Here is an 18,572-nt window from a genome sequence, read left to right on the forward strand (position 1 = left end):
TTACGGCATCGACACGGATGCCCGGTCAACCGGCAGACCCGAACAGCATGCCGCTCGAAGTGTGCGTAGAACGCGTCCACTGTTTTCGCGAGGCCGCGGCGAAGCGGATGCCACTGCCATCCGCGCGTAATACCCACTATTTGATTCGGCCGAACACTTTCGCCGCGGTACCTGTATCTTTCCTGCGGCCAGGCAAGCGGTGACCGGATACACATTGAACCGGGAAGAAAAGCACGTCCGTCGCGCCGAAAGGCAGCCAATGGTTTAACGCTTCAATCCTCACCATGCAAAACGAACAAAACATGGCGTTACCCTCACCGGGGGCGTCACCCCTGCTGTTCGCGCGAAGCATCGGCCAGATTTTCCTGCAACGAAATGCGGGAATGGGCGTGGCCATCCTGATTGCTGTCTTCAGCGTCAGCCCGCGGCTTGGATGCGCGCTGCTGATCGGCGCGAGTACAGGAAACCTCGTCGGCCATATCTTTGCCGACCTGAATTCAACGGCATCCCGAAGCGATCTGCACGGTTTCAATGGAGCACTGGCAGCGTTGGCGGCGTTCACTTTCATCGACAACGATTCGTTTTCCGGAGCTGTCGCCATCCTGGCTGCTATCGCCGCGAGCGCACTGTCGGCGGCAATGACTCGTGCGCTGCACGTGCACAACTTACCGACTTATTCCGGCCCGGCAATCATCGTCACATGGGCGTGGCTGCCGTTTGTTCCAATAATCCACTCTGGCGGACCGGCGGAAACAGATGCCTGGAACGTCGGCGCAGCAGGTGCTTTCTTCAACGGACCGCACGTCGACGCGCCAGCACTTTTCATCTCGTTCACGTCTCACGTGGTAGCCGGGCTTGCGCCGATTGTCTTTGCCACGGGCTTGCTTGCTGGCAGCATTATTCTCGTCGGGCTGGTGCTTACCCGCCCAGCCGCGGCCTTCTGGGCGCTGATAGGCAGCACGCTAGGGCTTTGTTTATCCGCCATCGCCGGCGCGCCGGAATATGCAATGGTCAGCGGCGCATGCGGTTTAAACTCGGCGCTTGCCGCAATGGCCACTTATCGCCTTGGTACCGGACCAGCGGTTGCTGCGATGGGTTTGACTTGCGCGTTTGCCTGGGTCGGCTCGATGATCGGAATACCACTGCTGACTGCGCCGTTTGTAATCGCTTCCTGGACCGTTCAAGTATTCGTAGAGCGCAGGCAGCTCGCTCTTTTAAGGAAAACGCTCATACACCATGAAAGCGTCTCTCTTGCACTCGACGCGTCGAACGATAAGGCGCAAGAGATGCGCTGATGTTCAAGGAGACGGCCGTTACGGGCAGGATCGAAGTCAGGCCGGGTTACCAGCAATTGGAGTCTTCGCGTCTGCTGGCTTGACGAAAGCCGCCGGCGTGAGATTGGGCAACGGCTTTTCCGGCTGTCGGTCCGGACTTCATTGCCGCGTACGGAAGTAAGGAACAGCGCTTGCGTACACGGTTGACCCGACCTTGATGGAGCAAACATGGCTGCCATGACTCTGGCTGACGTATCAAAAACGATGGCGAAAATCGATTTCGCCATGCTCTCGACCCGTTCCGCAAATGGCGAGATTTCAAGTCGTCCGATGAGCAACAATGGCGACGTCGAATACGATGGCGACAGTTATTTCTTCACCTCGGAAGAAACCCATACAGTCGCCGACATCCAGCGCGACCCCGTTGTTGGACTGACCTTCACGGGCGCAAAACACTTGCTTGGCAAGCCCGGCGTGTTCCTTGCAATAGAAGGGCGCGCGGAGCTGATCCGCGAGAAGCCGGCAATCAAGGCGCATTGGTCGAAGGAGATTGACCGCTGGTTCGAAGAAGGTTTCAACACGCCCGGCGTCGTGCTGATCAAGGTAACGGCGAAGCGTCTTCATTACTGGGACGGCGAGGAAGACGGCGAAGTGGCCTTGTAACAGCGCTCGCGTGCCTTTGAGCACCGGTGTGCAACTCGGCGTCGTGCCCGCATCGCGGCCGGCGGCGAGCCGCAGCCGCGAAATGAATCGCAGCGCCTGTACGGCACACCAAATCAGCGGTCACGCCTGGATGAAAGCCGGGTCCTAGAGATGTCTTGCTGTTCGAACACCGACCGCAAATCCAGTTACGGTGCGATGCGTTTGAAACTGACGTAGTAATCGTCGGTGTAGAAGCAGTCGCCGATCTGCCGGCGCGATCCACCACATACGATCCGGCGCTGCCCGCGGTCCGCAGAGCCAGGCGTGCGAACCGTGTATGCGTGGTAATAGCCCCGCGGATGCTGCGGCAGTAACGATGCGCTATTGCGGAACAGAACACCATCCTCGGAAAAAGGGTACGGGCCACCCGCTTTGATCAGACGTAGCGTTTCGGCTGTTTCCGCCGGCAACTGCGCCGTGGCGACGGTGGCCGGCGCACTCCGCCCCTGTGCGGCCGACGCAGCGAGCGTGTCGCTCGCACCCTGCCCAAGCGGGGCCGAAGCCTGACTTGCGGATGCGCCCGATTCCTGAGTGGTGATTCGTGATCCGTCTTTGCCGCATCCATTGATGACAGCGCTCAGAGCGAGGATGCAAGAGAAAGCCCATGCTCGCTTCATGATACGGTTATCTCCCGGTTGTCTGGCTTGCGGCGATCTCGAACGATTCAAGATTATCGCTAACGGCGGAGCGAATCAACGTTTGGCGGATGCAGGATTTATTTCTTCGACCGATTTTGATCGCAACCTTGAATGCCCGAGCTTTCGAGCGCGGTGCGAAAATGAACAATCAGCCTTGCCCGTCAAGCTTACTTCGCCAGGACGATGTGCGTGGCGCGCTCCGTTGCTACATGCTCGACTGTCCGATATCCCAGGGTACGAAGATCCAGACCGCCAAAGAGCGATTCCCCCTGGCCAAGCGCAACTGGAGCAAAGGCAAGGTGAATCTCATCCACATAGCCGGCTTGAATGTATTGCTTCACGGTCTCGACACCGCCGCCAATCTTGACGTCGTGCGCGCCCGCCGCCTCGCGCGCCTGCTCCAGCGCTTTCTCGATGCCGCCGGAAACAAAATGAAATGTCGTGCCGCCCAGCATCTCAATCGACGGTCGCGGATGATGGGTGAGCACAAAGGTTGGCGCGTGATACGGGGGATTGTCACCCCACCAGCCTTTCCATTGATCGTCCGGCCATTCCCCACGAATCGGGCCGAACATGTTGCGTCCGATAATGAAGGCACCGAAACCTTCCATTGCGCGTCGGGCGAATGTGTCGTCGAGGCCGGTTTCACCACCTTCCTTGCCCAGCATCTGACGAAAGGTCTGCGTCGGGAAAAACCATTGGAAGATTTCTTCGCCTCGCAGACCGAGAGGGTGATCTAGGCTTTGAGCGGTTCCTGCGGCAAAGCCATCAAGCGAGACACTAAACCCGGCAACTTTTATCTTGGTCATCAATTTCCTCGTTGGCGCTGCAAGTGTTGCGGATTCGACGCCAAATGATAATTTGGCTCTCATCCACACGACGCGCGATGCAACTGCAAATCGACAGCGATTCGAGCCGGTGAAAACCCGTATTTGAAATCCGCGCGGCCTGTCAAACGGCGGGGCGCACCATCACCAGATCCCGATGTATATCGTCACCGCATTGGAACGACGTGTCGCCGATGGTAGCAAAGCCGTTTCGCGCGTAGAAGCGTATCGCCTTTGCATTCTGATCGTTCACCGTCAACCGGACACGTCCAGGCAGGCTCGCAACGGTTGCAGAAAGCAGCCTTTGCGCAGATCCGGTTCCGTGATGCGCCGGTAGCACGTAGCACCGGGTCAACTCCGGAATGCCATCGGCCAATGGCAGGTTCAAGGTTCCAGGAGCGTGATTGACCAGACTGAACCCGATGATCGTTCCGGCATCGTCCAGTACACGAATATCGACGTTGCCATCCGCCAAGGCCGATTCGAAACATGAACGCGTCAGGTTCTCGTCGATATACCTTTGAAGTTCTACCTGCGCAGTTCCTTCCGGACAAGCCAGCGCGAATGTCTGAACGGCAACAGCACTGATGGATTCTGCATCGGTGAGCAAAGCTGTACGTATATGCATGGTTCGATTCAAGACTGAAGTTGCCAGCGGCAATAGTGCCACGCTCCGCGCATCATTTGCCGCAGCGAAAGACCGAGCTCGGTCAACTCGGACGAGACGCTCCTTCGACTGGCGCGCGTGGATTCCGGTGCAGCGGCGTGACCAAAGGCCGTGCCATACTTGCGTACCCTCCCCGCTCCTACCTGAACGATCGTGATGACTGCAATCCCCGCGTCCATCGGCTTTGATACCAACCCCCTTGACCGCCGCTCCGACAAGCGGAACGACCACGCCTTTATCGAACGTCTGCGCAACGACCCGGGTTCCCGCTTTCTCGTCTTCAATGGCGACATCCCCTTGCTCAAGCAAGGCAGCGAACGCGATCCGTGGTTCCTGGCGAGCGAAACAACGGCTTTCGGCGAACCCATTCAAAGCGTCTTCCTCGGGGAGGAAAGCGATGGAACTGGACGCTTCGCTCTCGGCTTCACGCTCGTGCCGGAGGATTCATCGGCAGACCCGATCCACGACCGCATCGACCTGCGCTCGATCGCAATGCAGGGTCTCGTTGCGCCCGGCACACTTGGCATACTGGGCGAGGCGAAGTCGATGCTCGACTGGCATCGCCGCCACTCCTTCTGCGCGAACTGCGGCTCCGCAAGCCGCATCGCGGCGGCCGGCTGGCAACGAATTTGCGATGTTTGCAGCGCACACCACTTTCCACGAGTCGATCCGGTCGTGATCATGCTGGTGATCGACGGCGAACGGTGTCTGCTCGGACGTCAGCGTCAGTTTGCTCCTGGAATGTACTCAGCCCTCGCCGGCTTCGTAGAACCGGGTGAGACTGCGGAAAGCGCCGTTCGCCGCGAAGTCATGGAGGAAGCCGGTGTGAACTGTGAAGGCGTTGTCTACTTCGCGTCTCAGCCATGGCCCTTCCCTTCATCGCTGATGATCGGCTGCTTTGCGCAGGCGAGCGACACAAACATCGTCGTCGATACGGATGAACTCGAAGACGCTCGCTGGTTCTCACGCAAGGAGGCTGCGCAAATGCTCGCGGGCACTCATGCGCTCGAGCTGTCAGCGCCCCAGCCGTTTGCAATCGCCCATCATCTATTGCAGGCGTATGTTGCTAAAGGCGCTTCGGTTTTGAGCAGTTGAGCTTTGACGGATCGTTCCTTTCTCTGAAAAATGTCGACACGTCATAACGCGGCGTACACCGCGCTTCTGGCAGCCGCCCTGTTCGGAGCGACCACGCCGCTGGCCAAGATGCTGCTTGGCGCTTTGTCGCCTTTCATGGTCGCGGGTCTTTTTTACCTCGGTAGCGGAATCGGACTTGGGATTGGAATTGTCTTCCAGCGTCTATTCCGGACCGCTCGTGAGCAAAAGGATCAAAGTCACATCCGGCTGGCCGAGGTGCCGTGGCTGTTCGGCGCAATTGCCGCGGGCGGCGTTGCAGGGCCCGCGCTCCTGATGTGCGGATTGAACACGACACCTGCCGCTGCCAGTTCACTCTTGCTTAACCTCGAAGGCGTGTTCACGGCAATTTTGGCCTGGGTCGTGTTTCGGGAAAACGTGGACCTGCAGGTTTTTCTCGGGATGGTCGCGATCGTTGCGGGCGGCGTCGCGCTTTCCTGGCAGCCGGCCTCAGCTGGCGTGTCCCTGGGTGCGTTGCTGGTGGTCGCGGCCTGCGTTTGCTGGGCCATCGACAACAATCTGACGCGCAAAGTCGCGACCAACGACGCAATGATGATCGCCTGCCTGAAAGGGCTGGTGGCGGGGTCGGTCAACCTGGGTCTAGCGTTCCTGCTTGGAGGGCGACTCCCGGGCTTATTCAACACCGCTTCAGCGATGCTGACCGGCTTTGCGGGCTACGGCGTAAGTCTGGTGCTTTTCGTGGTTGCGCTACGCAACCTCGGTACTGCTCGCACGGGCGCATATTTCTCGGTTGCGCCGATCTTAGGCGTCGCTTTATCGCTCGCGTTCTGGCCGGAACTGCCTTCGACTCTTTTCTGGATTGCCGCCACGCTGATGGCTTTCGGCGTGTGGCTTCATATTCGCGAGCGGCATGAGCATCCCCATACGCACGAGCTCCTGGGGCATAACCATCGGCATCGGCACGACGAGCATCATCAGCACACGCATGATTTCGAGTGGGATCCAGCGAAACCTCATTCTCATCCCCATCAGCATCAACCCGTCACTCACAAGCATCCCCACTTCCCGGACATTCATCACCGGCACAGCCACTGATTCCGACGTGACCTCGGCTTGAGAGAGCGCGAATGTAGATCCCGCGCCAGTGCAATACAGGCGCGATAGCGGCGAAACGGTAACGTTTGAAAACAAATCTGTGGGACCGTGCCGGATGTGTCGTTGTTAAACTGCGGGTTTTGCACTGCACCAATGCTTACAAAAGCAAGGGAACGACAACATGAATAACCGGGAATTATTGGACACCGCAGCGCCGAACAAAAACAGCCATGTCATGCCTGGAGCGCGTGCGGCCCTGTCCCTCGCGATCGCTGCAATGCTTTCAGCATGTTCGCTGGCGCCTGGGCAGCACATGATCGAACCGGCTGCATTGCCTGTTACGAGCGCCGACAACGGCGACGTGACGAGCGACATCCAGATTCCGATCAAACAGATCGACCTGACGCTGATCCGCCAGATCCGCGCGGACCAAAAAAACGTGGACAAGACGGCAAGCCAGCTCGGTCTCTTCGCCAAGTCGACCGGATACAAGCTTGGACCGGGCGACGTATTGCAGATCACAGTATGGGATCACCCTGAACTCGCGGCTGCAGTCGGCCAGCCGGCACAGAACACAAAGCCGTCAGATGCTGCGGCCGGCTTCGTGGTGGATAGCGATGGCAACCTGCAGTTTCCCTACGTGGACCGTTCAATCCACGCATCGGGCAAGACTGCCCAGCAAGTCCAGCGCGAGATCAACACCGAGCTGAGCAAGGTGTTCGTAAAGCCGCAGGTCACGGTTCGCGTGGCCTCCTTCCGGTCATCGCAGGTGTATGTGGATGGTGATGTGCGTGCACCGGGTGCACAGACGGTCAATGACATTCCGATGACACTGACCGAAGCGGTGAATCGCGCCGGCGGTTTCGCACCGACTGCCGACCAGAGCCGCGTGACGATCACGCGTAACGGTAAGGCCTACCCCGTGAACGTCGCGCAGATGATGAAGCAGGGCAAGAACCCCGCTGACATCATGCTGCAGCCGGGCGACATGCTTCATGTGGACGCGCGCGAAGACAACACCGTGTATGTGATGGGCGAAGTCAACAAGCCGTCACCTGTACCGCCGCTGCGCGACGGCACGCTCACGCTTGCGGAAGCACTTGCACAAGCGGGTCAGTTGAACCAGGAAACGTCGAATCCGAAGCAGCTTTTCGTGCTGCGCTCGACAGGAGGCGAAACGCCGGTGATTTATCGCCTGGACGCGCGCTCGCCGGTTTCCATGCTGCTTGCGAACCAGTTCCCGCTTGAGTCGAAGGACATTGTCTATGTCGATAACAGCGGCCTCGTCCGTGCGAACCGGGTGCTGAATCTGTTCCTCCCGGCAATCAACGCGGGCCTGACTGCGGCGATCGTTACCAAGTAATTTGCTCGCGGCGCCAAAGGCCGGCGGGTTTTGCGGGATCGTCATTGAACGGCGGGGAGCTCAGTCCAGTCAGTTGTATGGGCTGACTCTCGAATGGCCGAAACAAGGCGCCTCCTCAAAAAGTCGATTCCGCGTCGGTGACTTCGATCTTCATGGTCGTCGGCTCGAGAGCTGAAGGACTGATTTTTCATAAAGTGACCAGATATAGGCGCCAGAGTCCGGCATCGGCTTGAGCCCTACCCGGTTGAAACCGAGCGACTCGTAGTAGGCGCATAGCTTTGCATTTCCCACGTCGCAGTCAAGCCGAACAAAACGGCGGTTCAAGGCGCTCACCTTGCCGGCGCACCAGTCGATTGCGACGCTGCCAAGCCCGCGGCCATTGAAGCCCTTCCTGACGCAGATCCCATGCACATATCCGGCGTCAGGCTCGTGCGGCCCCCAATGCGCTTCGTCATCCCAGTCGAGCGAAAACGTTCCAACGGGCGTGCCGTCCTGCTCGACGACGTAGACGTCTCTTCGAGAGAGGCTGTCTAGTACCCAGGCTTCGCTAAATCCGTCTCCCTCCTTACCCCACGCATAGTCGCAGTGGGCGACCTTTTTCTCGTGTGCATCGTTCCGGATCTGCGTAAGCGCGGGCACGTCCGTGGCCGTTGCCCTGCGGATGCTTGTGAACGTCATCGCTCCTCTCTCTGTTGGCTTCAAATCAGCTCCGCTACGTGAACGATAATCAGCGCGGCTGGCACCAGCATCAACTGTGCGCACAAGGCGTAAGCCAGCGTTGCATGACGTGAATTACAAATGTAAGTCCGCAGATAACGAAAAGTTGGGTATCCATACGATCCCAACAGGGCGGGAGAATTGAAGTCTACCGGAGCATTGTCGCCGCTTCGATTGTTCGATATCGAACATCACTGGCTGGCGAAGGCCGGGATATGGAAAAAGCGCCGGCTCGACGTCCAAGCCTGCGCCCAGGAATGAGCCATGCGCGGTAGACCTTGCATCAATGGAGAGACACGCAAAATGACGAATGCAACCAAGGCCTGGCCGCTGCTCCCGGCATTAACGCTGTTGCTTGCTGCATGTGCCACAGGAGGCATGCAGGCAGGCACGGGGACGCACCTTAGCCCCACAGAATGCCGTGCCTTGACGGAGATCAGGAACAAGGCACCGGTTACCCACGAGCGCAACATGAGTGAACTTGCGGCCCTGGAGAAGGCGGGCTATCACCCAGGGTGGTTTTTTGATCCTTACTACCCAGCTGATCTTCAGGCAGCACAGCGTCAGGTCAATATCTGGTATGCGACGGATTGCCCGCAAATCGCTCCCGGTTGAGCGGAAGCCGGGTGAAAAAAACAGGCGCTAGAGTATCCATGCCTTAAGACACGAGAAGCATTTACCGAACCAGTCGTCTTTGCGGCTCGCTGGCGCTCGTTAATAATCTGATAAATAAAACTATTGAATCGCTCAGCAATCTCGCGCATGATTTTTATGTGAATAAAAACAACTTTCAAATGCTTTTTTTGGAACTCACATAAATCCCGGACGTCGTTGCGCGATTAACTGCCGGACATCACCTCATTTACCCTGCCCCCATTCCAACGCTCCCCTCAGCTCCAACATGCGGATTTAACCGTCATACAATACGGTTATCAAATCGTCAGGAAATAATTATCGATTTTCCGCCGCTAATAGGAATGTCCATTTTTCGTCGATCATTGCAGTTACTATCAATTACACTCATTACCATGTTTTACGAATTATTTAAGCTGAAACTTCAGTTGATTAACGCATTTCTCTTAGACTTTCCATTACGAAAACGACAACCCGAAAATCAATGGCATTGAAAAAGGTATTGTCTATCTTCGGGACCCGGCCCGAAGCCATCAAAATGGCGCCGCTGGTGAAGTGGATCGAAGCGGACCCGGACCTGGAATCCATCGTGTGCGTGACGGGGCAACACGAGTCGATGCTGCAACAGGTCCTGGACCAGTTCGATATCACGCCCGATCATCGCCTGAGCGTGATGAGGGAAAACCAGACACTCAACGGACTTGCAGCGCGCGTGCTGGATTCGCTTAACGGCGTATTCGATATTGCCAAGCCCGATCGTGTGCTGGTTCACGGCGACACGACTACGGCTTCGTTTGCTGCTATCGCGGCGTTTCATCGGCGAATCCCGGTTGCACATGTAGAAGCCGGCCTGCGTACGGGTGATCTGTCGCAACCCTGGCCCGAAGAGATGAACCGGCGTGTTGCGGACATCGTTTGCGACCTGTTGTTCGCGCCGACCGCGGGAGCGAAGGCGAATCTCGAAGCTGAGAACCTGCAGGGCCGCGTGGTGGTCACGGGCAACACAGTGATCGACGCGCTCATGATGACGGCTGCGCGCATCGATGCCGACGCACATCTGCGCAAGCGTCTGGACGCGGCCCTGCCGTTTGCCAGCGATGGCAAGCCGATCCTGCTGGTCACGGGGCATCGGAGAGAAAATTTCGGCGATGGCTTTCATCAAATCTGTCTCGCGCTGCAGGACATCGCGCGACGCGACGCGGTGCAGATCGTCTATCCGGTTCACCTCAATCCGAATGTCCGCGAACCCGTGCTGGCCATGTTGCGAGGCGAGCCGAATGTGCATTTGATCGAGCCGCTCGATTACCTGGGGTTCGTGCGGCTGATGCAACGAGCGGCGATCGTGCTGACCGACTCGGGCGGCGTGCAGGAAGAAGCGCCGGCGCTCGGCAAGCCGGTGCTTGTCATGCGCAATATCACCGAGCGGCCGGAGGCAGTCGAAGCCGGCACGGTGCGCCTGGTCGGCACGAGCCGCGTGGCGATCGGATCGGCGGTATCGGCGGTACTCGGGTCATTGACGTCGTTGACCAAGCGCCCGGCAAGAAATCCTTCCCGCCTCGCCAACCCCTATGGCGATGGCCGCGCGTCCGAACGAATCGTGGCCGCCCTCGCAGGCCGCCATTTCACGGAGTTCGGTGCTTCAACGCCGGTGATCGATGCGCCGACGCTCGCACGCACACGGCGGGTCTCGGGCGGCTGACTCACCGCGCCATCACGCCCGGCTTGCACTTTCTTGCGGCATCCAATCGCAGCGTCGCGCCTTATTCACGCGCGCTGCATCGGGTCGTCGTTACTTAAAATAAACTCATTGCGCTACCGACCGTGACCCGAGCCAACCCATCGCATCATCGTCACAATCGACGTTTTTCATGGCACCTGCCGACCCTTGTCCGCGTGCTTCCGTGTATTGCCCTGGCTGCGGGGTCATTGAACGCAGCCGCAGCCCAGACTTCGTCACAAGCCCCGGATTTCGCCGACGCCTTCGATACCGCCAGCCACGCGCCCATCACGCGCACCGTCGAGCTGAAACGGCTTGGCGTGCGCGACACGGTGGCGCTCGGCGCGCCTGACAGCCGCCGCGAATATTACTTTCCGGTGCCGGCCGGCGTTCCGATCACCGACGCCGCCTTGCAAGTCGATGCGAGCTATCTGCGCGGCGATGGCGGCCGCACCACCATGCTCGTGTCCCTCGACGGCTCGCCGGTCCTGGCGCGCGCACTCACGCAGCCGCAAGGCAACGCGGCGGCGACCATCGGCGTGGACGGCTCGCCGCGCGCCAACGGATACGTGCGCGTGGGGTTCGAATATGCGTCGGTGATCAACGACGCCGTGTGCGCCGATCAGACAGCAATCGGCAACGTGCTGCGGCTCGCGCCGGGCACGCGCCTGAACTATCGCTACAACAGCGGGGACATCCGCGATCTGCGGACCGCGTGGAGTGCGCTGTCGCAGACGCCGGCGATCGCCATATCGTCGAAACGGATCGGCACCGCCGCCTACGATACCGCCTGGCGCGCCGCCGCGATCATGCAGCGCGATGGCCGCGAGCCGTCGGTAAGCGGCTGGCCCGCCGTAGGCGACACCGTGAACCTCGGCACGCCCGATGTACCCGCCGCGTTGCGCGCCATGCCCGCGTTCGCGGCACTCGCGGCCGGTGGCGAACACCGGCTGGCGAACGCCGCCGAAGCCGGCGCGCTTTTGGCCATCTCGGCCCCGACGGCTTTGCCGGCGGATCTCATCGTCGCCGACAATGCGTGGCGCACCAACGTGAACGCCTCGCTCGACGCGCTGCGCGTGCAAGCGGCGGTGGTATCGCCGGAAGCTGCAAGCGCCTTCGATGACTGGCGCGCGCGCGTCGTCGCCCCGCTTGTCACGCCGCTCGCGCCCGGCGAAGCGCGGCTCGTGCACGTGGCGGGGCAGGCTGCGATCGTGGTCGGCGACACGCGTTCGGTCGGCGCGCTCGCGCAGGTCTGGCGCGCCGTGGACGGATCGAATCAACTGGTCGTGCATCAGATCGACAGCGCAGCCAACGGCCGCCATGACGTCGTGCCGCTCGCGGCGCTCGGCGGCGTGCCGCGCACGGTGAACGTGCTGCGCCAGGCATCGTGGACGGCGGATTTCGACCTGGGTGCGGTCGCCGGCGCAGGACGCCTGCCGGATGACGTGGTGCTCGATCTCGCCGGTTCGCCCAATGGCCACAATTCGGGCGTGGTGGCGTCGGTGTTCTTCAACGACACGCTGATCGGCTCGAAACTGCTCGATGCCAATGGCCGCGCCCAACGGGTGACATCGCATATTCCGCGAACCGCGCTCAGCTCGCGCAACCTCCTGCGCGTCACCTTCACGCGCCAGTCCGACTCCGGTTGCGCGAGCGACGAAGGGTATCCGGCAGCGGTCCTGCCGACCAGTCATCTCACGCTCGTGAAGGCCGACGCCGACGACAACTTCACCGGCATGGTCGCGCGCTTTGCGACGAGCGCGAGCGTGCTGGTGCCCAGCGCGTATCTCGCCGATTCCACGACCACCCTTCCCCGCGTGGCGCGTCTTGCCGACGCGACCGGGGTGGATCCGCAACGCGCGACGCTCACGGTGACATCGGGCAGTGCTGCAGTCACGCCGGCGGGACCATTCCTGGCATTCGACGTGGCGCTCGCGGACCAGAAGTCGCACGTGCAGGTCGCGGACGCGCGCCTCGCCATCACCGGCAACGACGACGAGACGCTCTACGATGTCAGCCAGCAAGGCGTCGGGGTACTCGATGTCGCTCACGCCGGCAACACGCGCGGCGTGATCTGGCGCAGCGTCGGAGCACGCGCACCGATCGTGCCGGTGAGCCTGCAACTGGCGCAAGCCGACGTGGCCGTGCTGGACGGCACGGGCGTCCTGAAAGAGATCGATACCCGCGATCCGGCCGGCATGATCCGTATCGATACCGGCAATGAAGCAGGCGCGCCCTGGTCGGAGCGATGGTTGTCGTGGACAGTGCCGGCGTTGCTGGTCGGCATGTTCATCCTGCTGCTGATGTTCGCCGCGCTGGTGCGCAGCCGCAAGCAGCAGGCTGAAAAGCTGGCCGAAAAGCAGGCTGGAAACCCGTCGTCGAAATGAGGACACGCCATGGACCTGTATCCCGGTTACTACGCACAACAGTATTACTACGGGCTGCAATATTGCGCGGGCATCATTGCCGTGATCATTTTGATATCCAGCGCGGACGATCTGTTCATCGACCTGTATTACTGGGTCCGGCGGGCGTACCGGGCGCTTACGGTCAAGCGTGAATACACGCCGCTGAAAGCCGCGCAGTTGCACGAGCGCGCGGAGCAGCCCATCGCCATCATGATTCCCGCGTGGCAGGAATACGACGTGATCGCGGCAATGCTCGAAGACGCCGTGCGCGTGCTCGACTACCGGAACTACGTGATCTTCGTGGGCACGTATGTGAACGATGCCGCAACCAGCGCGGAAGTCGAGCGCATGCGGATGCGCTACAAGCAGTTGCATCGCGTTGAAGTGCCGCACGATGGCCCGACCTGCAAGGCCGATTGCCTGAACTGGGTGGTGCAGGCAGCGTTGCAGCATGAACGTAACGCGGACCTTGAATTCGCGGGCTTCGTGCTGCATGACAGCGAAGACGTGCTGCATTCGCTCGAACTGAAGTTCTTCAACTTCCTCCTGCCGCGCAAGGACATGATCCAGTTGCCGGTGGCCTCGCTCGAGCGGCACTGGTACGAGCTCGTTGCGGGCACGTACATGGATGAATTTGCCGAGTGGCATGCAAAGGATCTCGTGGTCCGCGAGAGCATGACGGGCAGCGTGCCGTCGGCAGGCGTGGGCTCGTGCTTTTCGCGGCGCGCGATGCTTGCGCTTATCGATACCACGAAGAACCAGCCGTTCAATACCGATTCGCTGACCGAGGACTACGACGTCGGCACGCGCTTGCTGAAGCTCGGCATGGAATCGATCTTTGCGGTATTTCCGGTGCAGTACCTCACGCGTCGCAAGAGCATGTTTGGTCTCAGCGAAGATCGCGAAGTGACCGTGACGGTGCCGCTTTCCGTGCGCGAATTTTTCCCCGACACGATTCGCACCGCCTATAGGCAACGTGCGCGCTGGGTGCTCGGCATCGGCATGCAGGGGTGGCAGCAGACCGGCTGGAGCGGCTCGCTCGCCAATCGCTATCTGCTGTTTCGTGACCGCAAGGGTGTGGTGACATCGTTTGTCGGCATGCTGGCTTATGTGCTCGTGCTGCAGTTCATTGCGTTCATGTGCGCGGCGTCGTTCGGACTGACGAGCGACTTGCTGCCCTCGCCGTTTGTCGATTCTGCGTGGATGAATACCGTGCTTTTGCTGAACACGATTGCAGTTGCGCTACGGGTCGTGCAACGGGTGTATTTCGTCTCCCGGCTCTACGGCTGGGAACAGGGCATCGTCTCCATCCCGCGCATGATCGTCGCCAACTTCATCAACTTCCTGGCGGTATCGCGCGCATGGCGCCTGTTTTCGTCGCATCTGGTCACGGGCAAGCGGCTTGCATGGGACAAGACGATGCACGATTTTCCATCGGCGGCGGGGCTTTCCGAAAAGCGCCGTCAACGGCTGGGCGAGTTGCTCGTCTCCTGGCAGGCAATCAACGAGGACCAGCTCAAGACCGCAATGGAAGACGAGCTGGCAAGCGAAGCGCCCCTTGGCCGCGTGTTGCTGGCACGTGGCTGGCTCGACGAGGAGACGCTTGCCGAAGCACTGTCGTTTCAATCCGAACTGCAGCGGGCCGCGCTTGACCCTTCCCTGCTCGATGAAGGCCAGACGCACGTGCCGCTCGAACATGCCATCCGATACCGCATCCTGCCGCAAGGCACCGACCATGCGGGCCGCCGGATCGTGCTGGCGGCAAGCCCGCTCGAGGACGAAGCGCTCAAGGAAATCGAGCGCGTCTCGGGCGGACCCGTCACGCAGCGGATCGTACGCGAGAGCGAAATCGCAACCGGCTTCCGGTTCTTGCGCGGCGCCGGCAACGCGCTTGAACCGAACGAGACGAACGTCCCGCTTCTCGGCGATCTGCTGATCCAGATGGGCTACATCACGCGCGATAGTTTCAATGAAGCGCTCAAGGTGTACAGGCCTGAACGCGATGGCCGCATCGGCGAATTCATGGTCGCCTATGGCGCGATCTCGGCGCGCGCGCTGAGCGACGCTGTGCAGACCCAGATCCGCGCACGCGAAGCAGGACAGCATACGTGAGCGGCAGTCGTGACGGCCGTTGTGCGTTCGGCATGAGCCGCCGCGCGTTCTTGCGCGGCAGCGCCGCCGGCGTGCTGGCGCTCGGGCTCGCGGGTTGCCAGTCCCCGCCGCTCGTCCAGGGCGTTGCATGGCAACTCGACAATACGCATGCCAATGCTCACGGCGACTGGAACCGGCTGGGGGTGACCGACTTGCTCCTGCAATGGACCGCCGTCGACAACACCGCATATGTCGCCGGCACGCAGATCCCCGTGGCGCCGCGCTTGCCCGACTGGAACCGCATCGCGCTGGAACCCTGGGCGCAGCGCGTGCTCGTGGGCCTGGCCGGCCGCTTCAACGAAGCTGATGCACGCGCCAACGCCGAGCTGCTGGTCGAGCAATCTCTGGAACTGGTGCGCGCGGCGCCGCACCTGAATATCGAAGGCTGGTATTTTCCTGTCGAAGTCGATCCAAGCTGGCAGGACGCCCGTTCAATCGCGCCATTGCTCGCACGCCTGCCGCGGCCCTTGTGGATCAGCGTCTATGACCGCGGCAACATCGGCGGCGCGGCGCTGGCGCAATGGCTTTCGAGCTGGCTCCCGAGTGACGTGGGCGTGTTGCTGCAGGACGGCGTGGGTGTCTATGCGCGCGAACCGCGCATTGCCCGGACCTATGCCGATGCCCTCAGCGCCAAGTTCGGACGTGAGCGCGTGCGGGTCATCGCAGAAGCTTTCCGCGTGGCGCCCGGGTCAGCATTTCGCTCGGCCACGGCGCAGGAACTCAAGCTGCAACTCGATGCCTATCGCGGTTATCGCACGTACCTTTTCGATGGCCCTCACTACGTGCCGCCTCAACTCGTGGACAGTCTCCTGCAGTGAATATCATTCAGTCTCTGGCTCACCATGTTCTTTCCAGACGCATGCAAGCGTCCGCATTCGGCATCGCGATTTTGTGGTCCGTCCCCGGCATGTCCCAGGCCGACCAAACGCTGCCGTTGCCGCTGACCGGCAGCGCCTACAGGGTCGCCCGGCAGGCGTACGGAAGCTACGACAGCCATCGCTACCAGGCGAGCGTTGGCTATGCGCGCGAAGCGATCCGTCAACGACCCGATGTGATGTCGCTGCGCCTGCTGCTCGCCAGCGCGCTCGAAGCGCAAGGCGACAGGCGAGCGGCAGTGCGTGCAATAGACGATGCCATCAAGGCCCTCGGTCCCGAACCCGCGTTGCGCGCTCGCCGCAGTGCGCTGCTTGCGATCATTGCGAGCGGCGCGAACAGTCCTTCCGATCCGAACGCGCTGACCGGCAACATGGCGAAGACGGCGCAGCGTGCTTACAGGGCGTATGCGAAGCATGACTATGACGACGCGATCGCAGCGGCAAACGAGGTGCTGGCCGCGCGGCCCGACGTCATGCCGCTCTATCTCCTCGTGATCGACGCACTGACCGCGCAAGGGCGCGACCTGGATGCGTACAACGCGGTCATCGCAGCAACGCAGCGTGGCGGCGATAAACCTGGGCTGCGCGCACGGCGCGGGTTCATCGGCGCACGGCTCGGTCCTGTCGCGGCATCGGAAGCTTACGACGCGCTCAGGCGCGGCGATACGGACATTGCGATCTCTCGCGCGCGGGCCGCTATCGGTTATGCGCCCAATGTCCCAGGCGCACGGGATTTGCTGATCGATGCCTTGATCCAAGCCAATCGTTTCGATGAAGCCGACCAGGCCGCGACCGATGCCATATCAGCCAACCCCTCCGCACTCGCACCGTGGTTGCTGCGCGGCGCGATCCGCGAACGCCTCGGTCAGCGTGATGCGTCGCTTGCGGATTTCGCGCAGGCGATGCAGCTTCAAGACGCCACGCAGCAAGAACAACGTAACGGCCGGATCGTGATTGCGGACATGGCGCTTGCAACCGGCGATCCGCAACGCGCGCTCGATGCACTGAACGGTCTCGATCCCGACGGCGACGCGACCGACCTGATGATCGCCGTGCGTCGCCAAAAAGCGCGGCGTGCGCTGACATCGTCCGTTGCGGCCAACACCGCCGATCTGCCGATGCCGCAGCTCGATTGCACGCGCATCGATTCGGGCATCCTGTGCACGCTGCATCCGTTCGATCCTGCCTACGCGCAATACGCCGCGGCGGCGCGCGCCTACGACCAGCACGACTACCCGCTTGCGGTGGCGCAGGCGCGCGAGGCGGTGCGCATTGCGCCCGATGATCCCGTGCATCGCTTGCTGCTGATCCAGGCGCTCGCATCGAATGGCGATCAGGCCGAATCGAAACAGGAAGCCGCGAACCTGATCGAGAGCGGCATGATCGATACCTTGCCGAGCATGAACGCCGCGTATTTCGCATCGAATGCGGAACAGCCGGCGCTTGCCGCGCGCTACTACAACGAGGCCGTTCGCAACGACGAGCTGCCGCCATCCAGCCTGCTCGATGCGGGCTACGCAAACCTGAATGCGGGTGCGGCGCCCGTCGCAGCCAGTTATTTCAGGCGCGGAATCGATGCGGACAACAACGGCGATATCTCGCTGCAACCGCAACAAGCCTTCGAGACCCGCCGCACGATGTCCGAGCTCGACCGGACCTGGGGCGTGAATGCGTCGGTGGGATATCGTCCTACAGGCGACCAGACGACGTTCGTGGCCAGTCCCGGAAGCACCGCCGATAAAAGCGTGCAAGCCGGCGCCGAAGCCTATTGGCGCCCTTTCGGTTATTTCGATGGACACACCATCGAACTCTACGCACGCGCCTACGAGACGCTTTATTCGAAGGCGGGCAACACTACAGGCACGCCGAGCCTCGAAGGGGCGCTGGGTGTGCGCGCGAAACCGTTCGCAAGCCAGAACCTCGTGTTCGCATTCGAGCGCATCGTGCCGCTTGGCAGCGCGGTGCAGCCGGACTGGCTTGGACGTATCGCGTATTCGAACGGGTTCGGCACGGATTTGCGCGTGGACACGCCGAGTTGGTGGACGGGGCAGCTTTACGCGGAAGCAGGACATTACATCACCCATCCGGACAACTACGCGACCTTTAGCGGCGAACTCGGCCGAAGCTACCGGCTCGATGCGATCGATCCGCATCTCGTCGCGTTTCCGTACGCGGTGCTTGGCGGCGACTACAACACGCAGATCAACAACCGTGCATCGATGGGCGCAGGCGTGGGCGTGAACCTGCGCTACTGGTTCCGTGAGGACGCGTATCATGCGCCGCGCTCGTTCGTGGATTTCTCGCTGCAATATCGATTGAAGATTGTCGGCGATGACCGTGCGAAGGGCGTGTTTTTCAACGCGAGCTTCAGTTATTAGCGTCGGAGGTAATTGTTGGGTGGGCGCAGGGGTAC

The 18,572-nt window shown here is 61.0% G+C and carries 15 protein-coding genes; 11 read left to right on the forward strand and 4 right to left on the reverse strand.

What is annotated here, in order from left to right:
* The first annotated feature begins 302 nt into the window (after nt 1–302).
* Both AXG89_RS35400 and AXG89_RS35405 read left to right on the forward strand, forming a co-directional pair.
* Nucleotides 303–1,295 carry an urea transporter gene (locus AXG89_RS35400; RefSeq protein WP_162916233.1) on the forward strand — a complete coding sequence of 331 codons (993 nt, stop codon included), beginning with the start codon at nt 303–305 and terminating at the stop codon, nt 1,293–1,295.
* A gap of 207 nt (nt 1,296–1,502) precedes the next feature.
* Nucleotides 1,503–1,937, forward strand: coding sequence for a pyridoxamine 5'-phosphate oxidase family protein (locus tag AXG89_RS35405; protein WP_062001412.1), 435 nt, complete (start codon nt 1,503–1,505; stop codon nt 1,935–1,937).
* Between the two features lie 185 nt (nt 1,938–2,122).
* Here AXG89_RS35405 and AXG89_RS35410 read toward each other — a convergent pair whose 3' ends face one another.
* The 3 genes from AXG89_RS35410 to AXG89_RS35420 form a co-directional block, all read right to left on the reverse strand.
* On the reverse strand, nt 2,123–2,593 hold the full coding sequence (locus tag AXG89_RS35410) for a ribonuclease (protein WP_075358101.1): 471 nt from the start codon (nt 2,591–2,593) through the stop codon (nt 2,123–2,125).
* 188 nt (nt 2,594–2,781) lie between these two features.
* A complete protein-coding gene (locus AXG89_RS35415; protein ID WP_062001410.1) occupies nt 2,782–3,423 on the reverse strand; it encodes a dihydrofolate reductase family protein in 642 nt (213 codons plus the stop codon).
* A gap of 142 nt (nt 3,424–3,565) precedes the next feature.
* A complete protein-coding gene (locus AXG89_RS35420) occupies nt 3,566–4,081 on the reverse strand; it encodes a GNAT family N-acetyltransferase (RefSeq protein ID WP_205583114.1) in 516 nt (171 codons plus the stop codon).
* Between the two features lie 183 nt (nt 4,082–4,264).
* On the opposite strand from AXG89_RS35420, the gene nudC reads away from it, so the two are divergent.
* The 3 genes from nudC to AXG89_RS35435 all read left to right on the forward strand — a co-directional run bounded on the left by nudC (nt 4,265) and on the right by AXG89_RS35435 (nt 7,658).
* Nucleotides 4,265–5,203, forward strand: a complete 939-nt coding sequence (gene nudC / locus AXG89_RS35425; RefSeq protein WP_075358102.1) for an NAD(+) diphosphatase — start codon at nt 4,265–4,267, stop codon at nt 5,201–5,203.
* Nucleotides 5,204–5,233: 30 nt separating this feature from the next.
* On the forward strand, nt 5,234–6,295 hold the full coding sequence (locus tag AXG89_RS35430) for a DMT family transporter (protein ID WP_075358103.1): 1,062 nt from the start codon (nt 5,234–5,236) through the stop codon (nt 6,293–6,295).
* A gap of 181 nt (nt 6,296–6,476) precedes the next feature.
* Nucleotides 6,477–7,658, forward strand: coding sequence for a polysaccharide biosynthesis/export family protein (locus AXG89_RS35435; RefSeq protein ID WP_083637763.1), 1,182 nt, complete (start codon nt 6,477–6,479; stop codon nt 7,656–7,658).
* Nucleotides 7,659–7,808: 150 nt separating this feature from the next.
* On the opposite strand, the gene AXG89_RS35440 is transcribed toward AXG89_RS35435, so the two are convergent.
* Nucleotides 7,809–8,336, reverse strand: coding sequence for a GNAT family N-acetyltransferase (locus tag AXG89_RS35440; RefSeq protein WP_075358104.1), 528 nt, complete (start codon nt 8,334–8,336; stop codon nt 7,809–7,811).
* Between the two features lie 342 nt (nt 8,337–8,678).
* Here AXG89_RS35440 and AXG89_RS35445 point away from each other — a divergent pair, with 342 nt between their 5' ends.
* The 6 genes from AXG89_RS35445 to AXG89_RS35470 all read left to right on the forward strand — a co-directional run bounded on the left by AXG89_RS35445 (nt 8,679) and on the right by AXG89_RS35470 (nt 18,537).
* Complete coding sequence (locus tag AXG89_RS35445; protein WP_062001404.1) at nt 8,679–8,990, forward strand: DUF4148 domain-containing protein; 312 nt, start codon at nt 8,679–8,681, stop codon at nt 8,988–8,990.
* A 502-nt stretch (nt 8,991–9,492) separates the two neighbouring features.
* On the forward strand, nt 9,493–10,707 hold the full coding sequence (wecB, locus tag AXG89_RS35450; protein ID WP_062001403.1) for a non-hydrolyzing UDP-N-acetylglucosamine 2-epimerase: 1,215 nt from the start codon (nt 9,493–9,495) through the stop codon (nt 10,705–10,707).
* Nucleotides 10,708–10,934: 227 nt separating this feature from the next.
* Nucleotides 10,935–13,112, forward strand: coding sequence for a cellulose synthase (locus tag AXG89_RS35455; RefSeq protein WP_086386610.1), 2,178 nt, complete (start codon nt 10,935–10,937; stop codon nt 13,110–13,112).
* A gap of 9 nt (nt 13,113–13,121) precedes the next feature.
* The gene (locus tag AXG89_RS35460) at nt 13,122–15,245 is read left to right on the forward strand and encodes a glycosyl transferase family protein (protein ID WP_086381595.1); all 2,124 of its coding nucleotides are present in this window, start codon (nt 13,122–13,124) and stop codon (nt 15,243–15,245) included.
* The gene (locus tag AXG89_RS35465) at nt 15,242–16,102 is read left to right on the forward strand and encodes a twin-arginine translocation signal domain-containing protein (protein WP_231941502.1); all 861 of its coding nucleotides are present in this window, start codon (nt 15,242–15,244) and stop codon (nt 16,100–16,102) included. Before AXG89_RS35460 ends, AXG89_RS35465 begins: the two co-directional genes overlap by 4 nt.
* 41 nt (nt 16,103–16,143) lie before the next feature.
* Nucleotides 16,144–18,537, forward strand: coding sequence for an NfrA family protein (locus tag AXG89_RS35470; RefSeq protein WP_075358105.1), 2,394 nt, complete (start codon nt 16,144–16,146; stop codon nt 18,535–18,537).
* The last annotated feature ends 35 nt before the right edge of the window (nt 18,538–18,572 follow it).

The organism is Burkholderia sp. PAMC 26561, assembly GCF_001557535.2.
Classification (GTDB): Bacteria; Pseudomonadota; Gammaproteobacteria; order Burkholderiales; family Burkholderiaceae; genus Caballeronia.

Bases quoted from the DNA above. Each gene is read 5' to 3' on its own strand.
- AXG89_RS35400 (WP_162916233.1), top strand. From the start codon at position 303: ATGGCGTTACCCTCACCGGGGGCGTCACCCCTGCTGTTCGCGCGAAGC.
- AXG89_RS35405 (WP_062001412.1), top strand. From the start codon at position 1,503: ATGGCTGCCATGACTCTGGCTGACGTATCAAAAACGATGGCGAAAATC.
- AXG89_RS35410 (WP_075358101.1), bottom strand. From the start codon at position 2,593: ATGAAGCGAGCATGGGCTTTCTCTTGCATCCTCGCTCTGAGCGCTGTC.
- AXG89_RS35415 (WP_062001410.1), bottom strand. From the start codon at position 3,423: ATGACCAAGATAAAAGTTGCCGGGTTTAGTGTCTCGCTTGATGGCTTT.
- nudC (WP_075358102.1), top strand. From the start codon at position 4,265: ATGACTGCAATCCCCGCGTCCATCGGCTTTGATACCAACCCCCTTGAC.
- AXG89_RS35430 (WP_075358103.1), top strand. From the start codon at position 5,234: ATGTCGACACGTCATAACGCGGCGTACACCGCGCTTCTGGCAGCCGCC.
- AXG89_RS35435 (WP_083637763.1), top strand. From the start codon at position 6,477: ATGAATAACCGGGAATTATTGGACACCGCAGCGCCGAACAAAAACAGC.
- AXG89_RS35440 (WP_075358104.1), bottom strand. From the start codon at position 8,336: ATGACGTTCACAAGCATCCGCAGGGCAACGGCCACGGACGTGCCCGCG.
- AXG89_RS35445 (WP_062001404.1), top strand. From the start codon at position 8,679: ATGACGAATGCAACCAAGGCCTGGCCGCTGCTCCCGGCATTAACGCTG.
- wecB (WP_062001403.1), top strand. From the start codon at position 9,493: ATGGCATTGAAAAAGGTATTGTCTATCTTCGGGACCCGGCCCGAAGCC.
- AXG89_RS35460 (WP_086381595.1), top strand. From the start codon at position 13,122: ATGGACCTGTATCCCGGTTACTACGCACAACAGTATTACTACGGGCTG.
- AXG89_RS35470 (WP_075358105.1), top strand. From the start codon at position 16,144: ATGCAAGCGTCCGCATTCGGCATCGCGATTTTGTGGTCCGTCCCCGGC.